The sequence below is a fragment of the Asaia siamensis genome, from assembly GCF_014635085.1.
Taxonomy (GTDB): Bacteria; Pseudomonadota; Alphaproteobacteria; order Acetobacterales; family Acetobacteraceae; genus Asaia; species Asaia siamensis.
In genome coordinates, this window is sequence record NZ_BMCH01000001.1 from 201,896 (window position 1) to 216,330 (window position 14,435).

Sequence of the window (14,435 nt, forward strand, 5' to 3'; positions counted from 1 at the left end):
TTGAAATTCTATGTGTCAGTAAAAATCACGTTAATAAATTGTGAGCGAGTGTAGTCTGCATTCTGAGGTTCGAGCGCTGTGTTAAGGCGTGATGGGGCATCCTTTGCTTTGTCGCTAGCTCCGCGGTGCCTCGGTGCGTGCTCGTATATCTTGCAGGAGCTGGCATATGGGTATTACTTCTGACGGTATGAGCGGTGCGGCGTCGATCGAGAAGACGGGCCCGAAAAGCTATAGCATCCTGAGTGGCGCCACGCTGATTACTACAGGCGCGGATTCAACGACGATCGGTAGCTACGTCGCTGGTCTGGGTGCTGGTGGAACAAATAACCCAGCCATGCTGATCGCTTCCGGCGCCGCTCTTGCGTCTGGGGCAACAGCGGTCTCGGGCGGTGTTGTTTTGGCTGGTGGCAACGGCTCGGCCGTTGGCGGCACTGCCTTTGATAGTGGCGGGTTCGCGGCCATTAATGATGGTGTTGTCAGTGGTGTGACGGTCGGTGCCCAGGGGGGCGTCCTGGCGAGCAAGATGTCCAGCTATGGTGGTGGGCCGGGCGTTGTGATGGACGCTCATGTTCAGGCTGGCGGCTACGGGGTCGCAGGCGGCGGCTTTACGCTCAAGGGGCAGAGTTTTTCTGGTGCTGGCGTGATCTCCGGCAGCAAGTTCGATATCGGTTCTACTGAAATTCTTGCAAGTGCCGGAACGGACCATGGTAGCCTTATCGGCGGCCTGCAGATCGTCAGCTCGGGTGGTACGGCGCTGCGATCGATTTTCAGTGCCGGAACGCAGCTGCTCGGTGCGGGTGCACAGGCGATAAGCTGTGTTGTCTCATCGGGTGGGCTTGTCGAGATTGCGCAGGGAGCCGTCACTAGCAGTTTGACCGTCGGTGCTGGTGGTAGCGCGCATGCGCAGGCGGGGGGCGGGATCAACGCAGCAAGTATCTCAGTCAATGGACAGATCTCGCTCGATGCCATGGCCTATGCCAGCGGCATTACGGTTGAGCGCGGTGGCACTCTGACGGTTAACTCTGGGGCAACCCTGACAGATGTCATGATCTCAGGCATCGAGCAGGGCTGCGAGGGCGCCGGAGGCCTGCTTGTTGTGCAGTCCGGTGCCGTGCTGGATGGCGTTCGTATTGGCTGGAAAGGGCGTATCGACGTCGATACCCTCGGATGGACCGAAGGCCAGCGTATCGTCTACAGCAGCACCCAGATCAGCATTGTCGATGCGTATAATCGGGTTCTCTGGACGGCGCCTGTCAGAGGGACGGAAGCCATCTCAACTGCCGATTACCATCTTGAACGAGACCCGGTCGATGGCAGCACGGTCATCGTCTATGACAAGTGCTTTCTGAAAGGCACCATGATCCGCACCGATCAAGGCGAGATCGCAGTCGAGGCACTCAAGGTTGGTGACCGGGTTGCGGCCTATGTCAATGGCGATGAGGTTTTCCGCGAGATCGTCTGGCTCGGTCATCGCACCACCATCGTGCGCACCTGGCTTGACGATGATGAGGCCGGTTATCCTGTTCGCATTCTGCGCAACGCACTGGGCGAGAATATTCCGCACAAGGATCTCTTGGTTACGCCAGAGCACGCCATGTTCCTTAACGGTGCATTCGTACCGGCCCGCATGCTCGTGAATGGACGCAGCATTTTCTATGACCGGACAATCACGCATTTCGATTACTACCATGTCGAAACAAACGAGCATTCGGTTCTCTGGTCCGATGGCGCGCTGAGCGAAAGCTACCTCGATACAGGTGATCGCAAGCGTTTTGCTCAGGCCAATTCCGTTGTGCATATTCTGAATGCGGCTGAGCGGACTTGGGAAAGCGATGGTGCAGCGCCTCTCTGCGTCGAGCGTCGTTTCGTCGAGCCGCTGCATGCGTCTCTTGCGCACCGTGCCGCTGCGCTTGGACTTGGTGAAGTGAAACACGAACCTGCGATTACAGAAGATCCTGACCTGCATCTCGTTGACGACCGGGGTCGTATCATGCGCAAGATGCGTACGGTTAATCGCTCCAGCGTGTTCATGCTGCCGCCAGATGCAAGGCGCGTCCGTATTGTTTCACGTGTTTCGCGTCCTGCTGACGTTATCGGGCCGTTCCATGACGATCGCCGTCATCTTGGTGTTCTTGTGGGTGACATCCAGATCTGGGAGTCCGACAAGACCCGCCATATCGGGGCTCATCTGACCGATGACACACTCGAGGGTTGGGCCAATATCGAGGATGGGCGTCAGCGCTGGACAACGGGTGCTGCGGTTCTCGACCTGAGTGACCGCCAGTCGGACGCGGTTTGCATTCTCGCCATCGAAATTCTCGCTGGCGGGCCGTATCTGGCAGAGTCTTCGACGACGCTGCTGGGTGCCCAGGCGGGGTAGGGTTGAGGCTTCATTCTTGACCCGTATTTTGTGGGTAAACAGGGCGGCTGTCATGGCCGCCCCATTTTCGTTTGGGGATTGATCTGAATGTTTCACGTTATGGCGTTGCGTCACGCACGACAGAACCCGCAATCCCTCGCCTTTGACAGTCTTTCGCAGGATTGGACCTTCGTTCAACTCGACCGCGACGTTGCAGCGGTGGCGGCTGCACTGAGCAAGCTGCGTGAGGCAAGGCCGAAACTTGTGGGTATCCACTGCGGTAATCTGTACTGGCACTGGGTCTTCATTCTGTCGCTTGCATCGTTGGGTCTGGCGAGCGCATCCCTTCCCGAAAGCTCGAATCCTTCGTTCCTGCGTGATGCTCAACTGCTCGGCCCTGATGTCGTTCTGTCCCTGGGTGGATTGTCGCTTCAGGATCTTCAGGTGCTGGAGGTCAACGAGGCCTGGTTGAGCCGTGTGCGTGAAACGGATCCGCAGCCGATTGATGTCGTCATCGATTGCGACGCGATCTGCCGTTATGCCATCGCGGCAGGTACGGATGCCGAGCGTCGCCCTCTGGCAATGACTTATCGTCAGGCTGAAATGGCGATCATGCATATGATTTTTCAGGAGCAGATCATGGGCGGCGTTATCACCGCGACGCCCCATGTTCTCTCGACGATCGGCGTTATTTCGCTCACCGGATTTATCGTCGGGTGTAGCGCCCTGTGCGGCGGCTCACCGCTGAATTTCGTCAGTCACACCGATATCGGCATTCTAATTGCCCGCAGGATCCCGACAGTGGCTGTCGTTACGCCCGGTCATCTGGCCCATATCATCGAGGTGCTTCCGCCGGGCATGCAGCCGCTCGAGACGCTGAAGCTGATCGTGACAGGTGGCAAGCTGAGCCGCACACTTCGAGACAAGACACTCGCGAAGCTGACCCGCCGCGTCACAGCCGCCTATGGTACGGACGAGGCGGGCGCCATTGCCCTTGGCGATGCCGCGACTTTCGAAGACGACCAGACTGTTGGAACGGCTCTGCCTTGGGTCACGCTGCAGATTGTAGATGCTCAGGGGAAAAAGCTGGCCACAGGCGAAGAAGGGGTGGTGCGTATCAGAAGCACCGGTCTGCTCGACGGCTACGCCGATATCCAAGAGAAGCAGTCCCGTCATTTTGCGGAGGGATGGTTCTATCCGGGCGATCGCGGCCTGCTCGATGCCGGGCAGCGCCTGCATATCACGGGGCGCGTTGATGATCTCGTCTCACTGGGGGGAGATAAATTCGATCTCGGTGTCGTGGATGATATCGCGCGCAATATGCTCGGACAACGCGAGCTCGGCAGTTTCCTCTCGCTTGATGAAGCAGGCCGAGAGAGGCTGAATATCGCGCTCGCATCAGACAAGGGCTTCAATGCCGATCACCTGGCTCAGGCGCTTCGGGCTTTTTATCCAACCTTGCCCCCGGTCTGTGTGATGACGGTTGATCATATCCCCTGGTCGCTGGATGGTCGCGTTGACCGCGAAAGGCTCTCCAGAGCATTCCAACGCTCGGAAACCAGCGCTCACTGAAGTCAAAAAAGGGTAGGCAAGAAATTGTCACGCGTATTATTTCTATAGTCTTCCCAGATGCTGATTATAATAAGGTTCGGTTGTCGTTATGTCGCGCAAGAAAACTGCTGATATCGCCATCATTGGGATCGGTTGCCGCCTGGCACCCAATATCAGAAATGTCGATGAACTCTGGTCGTTTCTCTGTGCGGAGGGTGAAGCGGTCTCGGATATCCCCGAGGAGCGCTGGAGCGTCAAACGCTTCTACGCCGAGGAAATCGAAGCCCCTTCGAAAACCTATATGCGCAGGGGCAGTTTTCTTAAGAGGAACATCCACGAATTCGAGCCGCTCTTTTTCGGAATTTCTCCGAGGGAAGCGCAGATCATGGATCCGCAGCAGAAACTGCTGCTCGAAGTCACGTGGGAGGCGATGGAGAATGCCCGCGTTGTGCCTGCGAGGCTGGCAGGACACAAAACCGGTGTCTTCATCGGCATCTTCGCTGTCGATGCGCATGCCCATACGTCGAGCCCCTATAATCTTCCGACGGTGCGCGACCATTTTGCGGCGACGGCAACACCGTCAACCATGCTCTCTGCCCGGCTGGCGCATGTCTATGATTTGCAAGGCCCTTGCATGTCGATCGACACGGCCTGTTCTTCATCGCTTGTGGCACTGCATCAGGCCTGCCGCAGCCTGAATGAGGGCGAGACGGATGTGGCTATCACGGGTGGCGTCAGCCTCATGATCTGCCCCCAGACCTCGATTTTCATGTCCAAGGGACACTTCATCGCCCGTGATGGACGCTCGAAGAGCTTCGATGCTGCTGCAGACGGCTATGGCCGAGGCGAAGGCAGTGTGGTCTTCATTCTCAAGCGCCTTGAGGATGCAGAGCGCGATGGAGATACTATCCACGCCATTGTCAGTTCGACAGGCGTGAATTCGGATGGCCGTACGCAGTTTCTGACCTCACCCGATGCCGGGGCTCAGTCGCGACTCATGACCGAGGTTCTGGAGGCGGCGCAGGTTGACCCCGCCGACGTTGCCTATGTCGAAACCCACGGCACCGGCACGCCCGCCGGCGATCCGATCGAAACCTATGCGCTGGCGCAATCCATAGCCCGTTTCAAGGATGAGAAGCTGGTTATCGGGGCGATCAAGGCCAATCTGGGTCATACCGAAGCAGCAGCAGGCGCGCTGGGCACGCTCAAGGCGGCCTTGTGCCTGCGCCATCAGGAAGCGCCCCCGCAGCCGCGGCTACAGAATATCAACCCGTCCATCCACCTCGATGAATGGAATCTCGATGTGGCACGTGGAGGCATGCGGTCGCTCGCCACCACGAAGTCCGCGCGCTATGCTGGCGTCAATTCTTTCGGCTATGGCGGAACGAATGCGATTGCCCTGCTGCGTCGTCCCGAGACGAAAAAGAAGGCCACGGGCCGTAAAGGCACAGCGCAGCGGATCAATGGCAAAATCCCTTTTCTGCTGACGGCCTTTTCCAAAACGTCGTTGCCTCTCATGGCGGCAGCCTATCGTGAGCGTCTGGACGCCAGCCCGGCACCTGCCCTGGGCGATCTGGCTTTCAGCCTGGCGACATCGCGTACGCTGTTCCGCAACCGTCTTCTCATCATGGCGCGCGATGAAAAGGATCTGGGTGCAAAGCTCGATTCCTATTTGCAGGATCAGCGTCAGGACGATGTGTTCCAAGCCAGTGTCGAAGCACAATCCGGGCGTGGCATTGTGTTTGTCTATTCTGGCGTGGGGCCGCAATGGTGGGGTATGGGGCGCTATCTGCTGCACCACGCGCCAGAGGCGGTTCTTGCCAAAGCACGACGCTGCGATACGATTTTCAAGGCAATTTCAGGCTTTTCGATTGTCGATGAAATCCTGAAAGAAGCAGAATTCTCGCGTATCGATAATACGGCCATCCTGCAGCCTGCCATCTTCGTGATTCAGGTTCTGGTGACCGAATATCTTGCCCAACAGGGTATTCTGCCCGATGCTGTTCTGGGTCACAGCATGGGCGAGGTAGCCGCTGCTTATGTGGCCGGTGCGCTGAGCCTAGATGACGCCGTCACCGTCATCTATTATCGCAGCACGTTGCAAGGCACGCTTGATGGCACGGGACGCATGCTTGCTGTGGGGCTGTCTGCCGAAGCCGCGCAGGAAGTTATTGCCGAACAGGCGCCCGAACTCTGTGTGGCGGCAATCAATGCGCCCAACACCTGCACCCTTGCCGGACCGGAGGAAGCAATCAGGACGCTTTCTGCCCATCTGTCGCAGAAGGGGCTGTTCAACCGCATTCTGAATGTCGACGTGCCATTTCATAGTGCCGTCATGGATCGTATCGAAACCGATCTGAAAACGGCACTGAGCGATCTTTCGCCCAGAGCGGCGACCACGCCATTCTATTCCACCGTTCAGGGTGCACTTACGGCAGACGAGCATCGCGTCGATTCCGATTACTGGTTCAAAAATGCCAGACAGCCGGTTCTTTTCGCGTCTGCGGTCGAGGCCTGTCTCGCTGACGGCTTCACGCAATTTGTCGAAATAGGTCCGCATCCGGTCATCGGGCGGTCTCTCAAGTCGGTGGCAGACAAGCAGCAGGCCAAGCTTAGCGTCATCAGCACGCTCAATCGTCAGGAAGACGAAGCCAAATGCCTCGAAAATGCCGTCGCCAACATTATCCTTCAGACGGCGCGTCTCGACTGGCAGGCCATCACGGCGGGTGCGCTAATCGATCTGCCATCCTATCGCTGGTCGCGTGAGGAATGTTGGATCGAAAACGAGCGCGAGAAGCGTTTTCGACAGGGCGGCAACGGTCATCCGCTGATCGGATTTGGCGCCATGACACCGGGAAAATCCTGGGTGGTCGATCTGACAGAGCTTGGCGTGCCCTGGCTCAAGGACCACTGCATAGACAATGTGATCCTGCTGCCTGCGGCCGGGTTCATCGAATCCGCCCTCGCGGTTGGTCATGAGGTCGAGGGTCAGACCGGCATCGTGCTCGAGAATTTCGAAATCCTCGCGCCTCTGGTTGTGCAGACTGGCGATAACCCGGTCATGCATCTTGTCTATGACGAGCTGAAAAAGACTCTGCGCTTCTTTAGTGCCAAGGAAGAATACAGCGAGATGTGGCTCGACCATGGACAGGTCGATATCCTCTCTGCTGCGCCCTGGCCCATGCCGGTCATCGACAGGGAGGAGGCGCGTGAATGCCTTGCCCAGGGTCATGACGGGGCAGCCCTGTATGAGAAGATCCGCGCGCATGGTTTCCATTACGGACCCAGCTTTCAGACGCTGCAGCGGTTTACCGTGCAGGGGCGTGTTGCCTATGCAAGAATAGGGTTGAACGAGGCAGAGCTGGGGGATGCTGAGGCTTATCATCTGCATCCGGCCCTGCTCGATGGCGCCATGCATGCCCTGATCGGTCTGGTGCCTGAAAGCTTCTCTGACCACATGTATGTGCCGGTCGGTTTCGAGCGTCTGAGTTGTTTTGCCAAGGGGCTGAGTGAGATCGTGGCCCGGGTCGAGATCACGACCATCAGCCAGAGCCTGATCGAGGCGACACTGCGGCTTTACACGACCGAAGGGATGCCCGCTGCCGAAATCAGGGGGCTACGCCTGGCCGAGGTGCCCCGTGTACGCAAGGAAGCCGCCAAAGCGGTTGAGACCCAGCAGTATTTCACCAAATGGACCGAGACAGAGGCCTCGATCCTCTTCGCGGAACCCAAGACCCTTCTCATTGCCGGGCATAAAACGGCCGCAGTCAAAAAACTTGCTGCGCTGCTCGAGGAGAATGGTGTCACTGTTCTGTCGGTGCCACGGTCAGGCGCCATCACAGCAGAGACGATCGGACTTGAACCCGGTCTGACGCTCGATGCCGTTCTGTATAGTGCGGACACTGCGCAGGATAACGCGTTTGACGCAATCATCGATCAGATCAACGCACTGGTGAAATTCAGCAACCGTCTCTCGCTCGAGAATGTCGAAAAGCAGCCAAAACTGATTTTTGTGTCGGAAAACTCCCTGTTTTTCGACCCTGAGGACGTGCTTGCCAGAACGGCCCGTGTGAATGCCGATGGCGCGGCGCTTGTGGGTTTCTTCAAGGGGCTGGTCGATGAGCGTCCCGATTTCCGGGGCAAGGTGATCGATGTCGACACGCTGTCCACGCCCGATGCATTGGCCGCTCTGGCCGCTGAAATCCTGAATGAGGATTCAGAAGCCGAGGTGGCCCTGCGCGAAGGGCGGCGTTTCGTGCCGCGTTTCATGCCGGTTGAGGGGCAGCCTGACAGAAATCTGGCCCAGTTGCCCGGTACCCCCGGCATCAAGCTGCAAAAGAGCCGGACGGGCACGCTGGATGGTCTTTATTACAAGGCTTTCGACGTGCGTCCTCCGGGGCGTGGCGAGATCACGATCCGCATCCTGGCGACCTCTCTCAATTTCAAGGACATGCTCAAGGGCATTTCGGTTCTGCCCGAAAAATTCCTGCTCGACACCTATCATACGGTCGAAATGGGCATGGAATGCTGCTTCGAGGTTGTGGCAGTCGGCAAGGGGGTCAAGCGCTTTGAAGTCGGCAAGCGCTATCTGACCTGCCATCCGGGTTGCTTTGCCTCGCACATGACACTGCCGGTCAAGGGCTTTCGTGTCATGCCACTCGATTTGTTCGAAACGGCAGGGCGCCCCCTTACCGTTGCCGAAGCGACGGGTCTGCCCATTGCGATCGCAACCGCACTCTACTGCCTGCACGATCTTGCCCATCTCAAGAAGGGTGAGATCCTGCTCGTGCATTCCGCAGCAGGCGGGGTCGGGCTTGCCGCGATCGAAATCGCCAAGATTATCGGTGCCCGCATCTTCGCCACGGCGAGCAATGACGAAAAACGTCAGATCCTGCTCGATCGTGGCTGCGAGGCTGTGTGGGATTCACGCAGTCTCGCTTTCTATGAGGGCATTCTGGATGTGACCGGCGGCAAGGGTGTCGATGTCGTGCTCAACAGCCTGCCTGGTGAGATGCAGGCTCATAGCCTTGCGCTGCTGTGCAATACCGGGCGTTTCGTTGAAATTGGAAAGAAGGATATCTGGGAAAAGCGCGATCTCTCCCAGTTCAGCTTCAACGGCAATGTCTCGTTCCACAGCTTCGATCTCGATCTGATGATGGCCAATGACCATCGCAAGGCCGTGTCGATTTTCGATCGTATCCCCTATCTCTCACGCAAATTCGACACGGTCATATTGCCTCACAAGGTCTATCCGGCGTCCGAGGTGCGTGAGGCCTTCAAGTTCATGTCGTCGGCAAAGCATATCGGCAAGATCCTCGTTTCCTACGAGGATCTTGCTGATGTCCGTGCCCAGCGTCAGCCTGTCAGGCCGATCGATCCTGAAGGGGCTTATCTAATAACGGGTGGACAGGGCGGGCTGGGTCTTACGACTGCCGCCTGGCTGGCCGCCCATGGTGCGCGCCATCTCCATCTGATGGGGCGCAGCAAGCGTGATGACGCCGAGACATTGGCAAAGATCAAGGCGTTGAAAAAGGCTGGTGCCCGCGTCACGCTGCATTATGGCGATGTCGCCACTCTGGAGGATCTGGCGCGCATCAAGGCCGCCATTCTGGAGGCAGGTCATCCGCTGAAGGGCGTTTTCCATACAGCCGGTGTGCTCGATGACAGGCTGGTGTCGAAATATACCGAAGAGAGCCTGCGTCGGGTGCTCGCCCCCAAAATTCTCGGCGGCCGTCATCTCGACGAACTGACGCGCGACTGCCCGCTCGATTATTTTGTGCTTTATTCGTCCATCGTCACCGTGACGGGCAATATCGGTCAGAGCAGCTATCTTGCCGCCAATACCTGGCTCGATGCGCTGGCCAGCGCGCGGCGCAAGGCGGGGTATCCTGCGCTCTCGGTGCAATGGGGACCGATTGCCGAAATCGGCATGCTGGCGCAGGAAGGCAGCGTTGTGCAGTTTTTCGAAACTGCGGGCTTCCGGCTCCTTCAGGGCGAAGAGGCCTTGTCGCTTCTGCCGGACCTGCTGAATCGCGACCGCGATACTGTGGCGGCGCTCGCGATCGATTGGGAAACCTGCTTTACCCAGCACGGGGGCATTGAGCGCAACCCGAAATTCGCGCTCATCCGCCGTGAAAAGAATGATCGCAATTCCTCAGCACAGAAACTCGCCCATCTTCAGGCACTTTCACCGGAAGAGCGGTATGATTTCGTTCTGGAGAATGTGAAGACCATTCTGGGCAGCGTGCTGAAAATGGCGCCCGACAGCATCGATCCAGGGGCTCGTCCCAATGAGCTGGGGGTGGATTCCCTTGCTGGCGTCGAGATTCAGACGGCCATCAAGACCGAGTTCAATGTCGAGATCTCCCTGCTGGTGCTTTCACGCAATGAACCTATCCGGGAAATCGCTAAAAACGTATTGCGTCAGATCAGTCTGAACGCTCTGGCCTCTGCCTGAACTCATCAGGTTATGCACGCAAAAAGCCGGGAGGAACTCCTCCCGGCTTTTTTTGTTTTCGGCGACGGCTTCTGATGTCAGTCGTGCTCGATTTCCATCGTCTCGCCGGGCAATTCCTTGGGTTCGATCCACGCGATTGCGCCAACCACGACGCTCGATCCGATGACGAAAAGCTGGGCCGAGAGAGGCAGGCCAAGCGAACGCCCGCAGACAGGCACGAGCTTGCCCGCCAGGCCCTGCCCGAGCGACCCGATGGCATAGCTCAGCCCCATGCCGAAGCTGCGCGTATCTGAAGGAAAACGCTTTGCCAGATAATGCGGCACAAGAGCGAAAACGCCTGAAGCCGCAAGCCCCATGATAACGGCGGATATCAGCAGCACCGGATAGGCACTGGCGCTCAGGAATGGATAGATCGTCAGCACGACCACGATCAATGTGCCGATAATGACGCGCAGATCGCCAAAACGGCTGGCAAGCGCCCCGCAGCCGAGCTTGCCGACAAGCGAACCGATGCAGAAGCAACCGATGGGCCAGAAGACCATGGCCGGGCTCAGATGATGAACACTGCGCAGGATGGTGGGGTACAGGCTGTAGATCGCCGCTTTCTGGAACTCCAGAAACGACATGAGGGCGATGGCCTGTACCGCCGCCATGGTCAGGACGAATTTCACCTTTGCCGCAGGCGCAGCCTCGGTGGCGTTGAGACGCTGTTCCTGCTTCAGTTTCCAGACCGGGCTCTCCTGCACGCCGATACGGATAAAGAGAGCGAGCAAGGCAGGGGCGAGGCCGATGAAGAAAAGCAGGCGCCACGAGTAATGCGGCAGGATGATCGCCTGTGCCGCGGTTGCTGCGAGAAAGCCCAATTCATAGCCCGACATCATGATGGCCGATGCCATGGCGCGGCTTCGGCCCGGCACGCTCTCCATCAGCAGGGCAGCTGAAGCAGTCCATTCGCCGCCAAAGCCGATACCGAACAGAAACTGGATGACAATCATGCTGATCAGGCCGTTGGAAAAGCCGGTCGCAGCCGAGAACACGCCAAACCAGAGCACCCCCAGAAGGAAGGCGAGCCGACGTCCGTAGCGATCAGCCAGCCAGCCCCATCCCGTATTGCCTATGGCCCGGCCAAGACTCTGGGCCAGCAGGACCGACCCCATGGCGCTGATCGTCACTCCGAAATCATGAGAGATGTCAGGCAGTGTCAGAAGCAGGGCCGTCTGGTCAAAAGCGTCGAGAAACCAGCCGAGGAAAGCCGCAATCGTGACGCGCCAATAGGGCTTGAGGGCGACGAGTGGCGGGTAGGCAAGGAGATGTGACAGGGGCGAAGGGCGGGCGGAGGCCGACATGGTCTCGTCCTTGAACAGAAAGGAAAACGAAGGGAGAGCGACGTAAGCGCGTCAGATAGCGGACCGTTTCACTCCCTATTCTGCATTGCCGTTTCTGAAAAATCGAGTCCTGATCTCACGAGCGCGTGTGCTGCGGGTGATCAGGACAGCATGTTTGGTGATGGTTAACAGCTTGTTAGAGGTCTGCTGTTAACGTCTTTCCCTGTGCCATAATGGGGAAAAGCAGATGCATGACACGGGGCAGTCCGGATTTGTCCCGGGTTCAGGCGAACGGGACGCCGATCGGGTGGGGCCTGTGTCTTTCTCGCATGAAAACCATGCTCCGTTGCCCAGCGGCCTTCCTGCCCCTGCAAAGGGAGCGGCAGGAAAAGGCGCACGAGGCCCAAATGCCTCCGGCTCTCGTCGAATCCGCACCGGGGCAAAAACCAGGGCACGCCTGCAGGTGCCTGAAACGCGCTGGATAAGTCGTTTCGGCCTGCGCGACGACGCCGTTCATCAGATCGGATGGGAAGCAGAGCCTGATATTTCTGCCATTGTCAGGCATAGACGCCAGGGCGAGATGCGACCGCGCCCTCAGGGTTCAGGCGTTGCCGAAACGGATCTGACGCGACTGCATGAGATCTGTCGACAAACGGCCCCACTCGTGACCTCCGCAAAAACGGCACACTCAATCACCATGACACTCGCCGACCCGATGGCACCTGACAATGATTTCGTCTCGGCATTGCAGAAAATCTTCGCAGAGACGGCGTTCCCTCCCGAAGCGTTGCGACTCACGCTTCATGAGCAGCGTCTCGCTGCCGATAGTCGTGATCTGGCTCTGGCTCTTGCCATTCTCATTGACTGGGGGGTCGAAATCTGGGTGACCCGCTTCGGGCAGGATCCTTCCAGTCTGAGTCTGCTTCGAGAGCGTGCCGCATCTGGTCTTGTTTCAGGCATCAGCATGGATGCCGCCCTCGTCATGACACCCACCGGGTTGTGGCGCCCCCTCGATTCCAATCCCCCTCCCGACAGGCTCGACCCGGTGGCGACGCGGTTTTTCGCTGCAAGCTGCGAGGCAATGCATGCTCTGGGTCTCAAGACCCATCTGGGCCGGATCACCTCTTCGGCGCAGTTCGCCTTTGCGCTTTCCGCCGGGTTTGACGAAATGGGGGGACATTGCCGCGAGCTTGACCGTATTGCGTCTCGTGAGGCACTGCCCTGTCCCTGACGCAGGGCTCACTGGCTTGATTGCAGGGCATGTCTGGCGTCGGGTGCAGTCCTCTCTCTAGGGGAGCGCCCATAACGTGAGTTTAACTTGCCCTGCAACGACTTAACCTGTTCTGCGCTAGGTGCTGAAGAGAAGGAGAAGAGATGGCGCAGGCAGATGCGGTCTATGACCGGTATTTCCAGACAGCCCTTGATGGGCTCAAGGCAGATGGCAGCTATCGGCATTTCGCCGAGCTCGAGCGTCATGCAGGCCAGTTTCCTCATGCCTATCATCATGGGTTGAAACGCGACATCACGGTCTGGTGCTCCAACGACTATCTCGGCATGGGTCAGCATCCTGACGTGCTCAAGGCCATGCATGAGAGCCTCGAGCGCAGCGGCGCCGGGGCTGGTGGCACACGCAACATCTCCGGCACCAATCATGAGCACGTGGCGCTCGAAGCCGAACTTGCCTCGCTGCATGGCAAGGAAGCCGCGCTGTTGTTCAACTCGGGCTATCTGTCGAACTGGGCGACGCTCGGGACAATTGCTGCCCGCCTCAAGGGCTGCGTCGTACTTTCCGATGCTGCCAACCATGCGTCGATGATCGAAGGCATACGCCATTCCCGTGCGGAAAAAATGATCTTCCGCCATAACGACGTGGCCGATCTCGAGGAAAAGCTGAAGGCGATTCCTCTGGAGACACCCAAGATCGTGGCGTTTGAGTCGGTCTATTCGATGGATGGCGATATCGCGCCTATCGAAGAGATCTGCGATCTGGCCGACCGGTACAACGCCCTGACCTATCTCGACGAGGTCCATGCTGTAGGCCTGTATGGCCATCAGGGTGGTGGCGTAGCCGAAGAGCGCGGCATAGCGCATCGGCTCTCGGTCATCGAGGGGACGCTCGGCAAGGGCTTCGGCGTTGTCGGTGGGTATATCACCGGCACAGCGGCACTTTGCGATTTCGTGCGCTCTTTTGCCTCAGGGTTTATCTTCTCCACGGCGTTGCCGCCGATGGTGGCCGCAGGCGCGCTCGCCAGCATCCGCCATCTGCGCCAGAGTCAGGCCGAGCGTTCGGCGCACCGTCAGGCCGTCGCCTGGCTACGCGAGAGCCTTGATCGCGCGAATATCCCCCATCTGGCTAATCCGTCTCATATCGTGCCGGTCATGGTGGGGGATGCCACGCGCTGCCGGGCGCTTTCCGACGCGTTGCTGCAGCGCTTTGGTCATTACATTCAGCCGATCAATTATCCGACCGTCCCCCGTGGAACAGAGCGCCTGCGCATCACGCCAGGCCCGCTGCACAGTCGCGAGGATATCGACTCTCTCGTATCGGCGCTTTCGGTTCTATGGCGTGAACATCGTCTGACCGCAGCGGCCTGAGTGGCATCGGGGGTGTCCTGCACCCCCGCTCCTGCTCTCGCCTGAGACCCCGACAGTGCTGGCGCTGCAACGGTCGCGGCGGTGCCCGCGTTCCGCCTGGTGCCATGTCGATGGGGGCGGCCTTGCGCCGCTGCGCATTGCCCGGCCT

General features: G+C 58.6%; 6 protein-coding genes. 5 read left to right on the forward strand and 1 reads right to left on the reverse strand.

Annotated features, from left to right (window positions below; genetic code table 11):
• Positions 1-166 precede the first annotated feature (166 nt).
• The 3 genes from IEV53_RS00850 to IEV53_RS00860 all read left to right on the forward strand — a co-directional run bounded on the left by IEV53_RS00850 (position 167) and on the right by IEV53_RS00860 (position 10,367).
• Positions 167-2,380 carry a Hint domain-containing protein gene (locus IEV53_RS00850; RefSeq protein ID WP_188424674.1) on the forward strand — a complete coding sequence of 738 codons (2,214 nt, stop codon included), beginning with the start codon at positions 167-169 and terminating at the stop codon, positions 2,378-2,380.
• A gap of 87 nt (positions 2,381-2,467) precedes the next feature.
• On the forward strand, positions 2,468-3,931 hold the full coding sequence (locus IEV53_RS00855) for an AMP-binding protein (protein ID WP_188424676.1): 1,464 nt from the start codon (positions 2,468-2,470) through the stop codon (positions 3,929-3,931).
• A gap of 88 nt (positions 3,932-4,019) precedes the next feature.
• The gene (locus IEV53_RS00860) at positions 4,020-10,367 is read left to right on the forward strand and encodes a type I polyketide synthase (RefSeq protein WP_188424678.1); all 6,348 of its coding nucleotides are present in this window, start codon (positions 4,020-4,022) and stop codon (positions 10,365-10,367) included.
• A 77-nt stretch (positions 10,368-10,444) separates the two neighbouring features.
• On the opposite strand, the gene IEV53_RS00865 is transcribed toward IEV53_RS00860, so the two are convergent.
• On the reverse strand, positions 10,445-11,713 hold the full coding sequence (locus IEV53_RS00865; protein ID WP_188424680.1) for an MFS transporter: 1,269 nt from the start codon (positions 11,711-11,713) through the stop codon (positions 10,445-10,447).
• 442 nt (positions 11,714-12,155) lie between these two features.
• On the opposite strand from IEV53_RS00865, the gene IEV53_RS00870 reads away from it, so the two are divergent.
• Together IEV53_RS00870 and hemA are read left to right on the forward strand one after the other, a co-directional pair.
• Complete coding sequence (locus IEV53_RS00870) at positions 12,156-12,923, forward strand: EAL domain-containing protein (protein WP_188424682.1); 768 nt, start codon at positions 12,156-12,158, stop codon at positions 12,921-12,923.
• A 143-nt stretch (positions 12,924-13,066) separates the two neighbouring features.
• Positions 13,067-14,287, forward strand: a complete 1,221-nt coding sequence (gene hemA, locus IEV53_RS00875; protein WP_188424683.1) for a 5-aminolevulinate synthase — start codon at positions 13,067-13,069, stop codon at positions 14,285-14,287.
• The last annotated feature ends 148 nt before the right edge of the window (positions 14,288-14,435 follow it).

What these genes read in the sequence shown, in the direction of transcription:
- IEV53_RS00850 (WP_188424674.1), top strand. Translation starts at nt 167, where the DNA reads ATGGGTATTACTTCTGACGGTATGAGCGGTGCGGCGTCGATCGAGAAG.
- IEV53_RS00855 (WP_188424676.1), top strand. Translation starts at nt 2,468, where the DNA reads ATGTTTCACGTTATGGCGTTGCGTCACGCACGACAGAACCCGCAATCC.
- IEV53_RS00860 (WP_188424678.1), top strand. Translation starts at nt 4,020, where the DNA reads ATGTCGCGCAAGAAAACTGCTGATATCGCCATCATTGGGATCGGTTGC.
- IEV53_RS00865 (WP_188424680.1), bottom strand. Translation starts at nt 11,713, where the DNA reads ATGTCGGCCTCCGCCCGCCCTTCGCCCCTGTCACATCTCCTTGCCTAC.
- hemA (WP_188424683.1), top strand. Translation starts at nt 13,067, where the DNA reads ATGGCGCAGGCAGATGCGGTCTATGACCGGTATTTCCAGACAGCCCTT.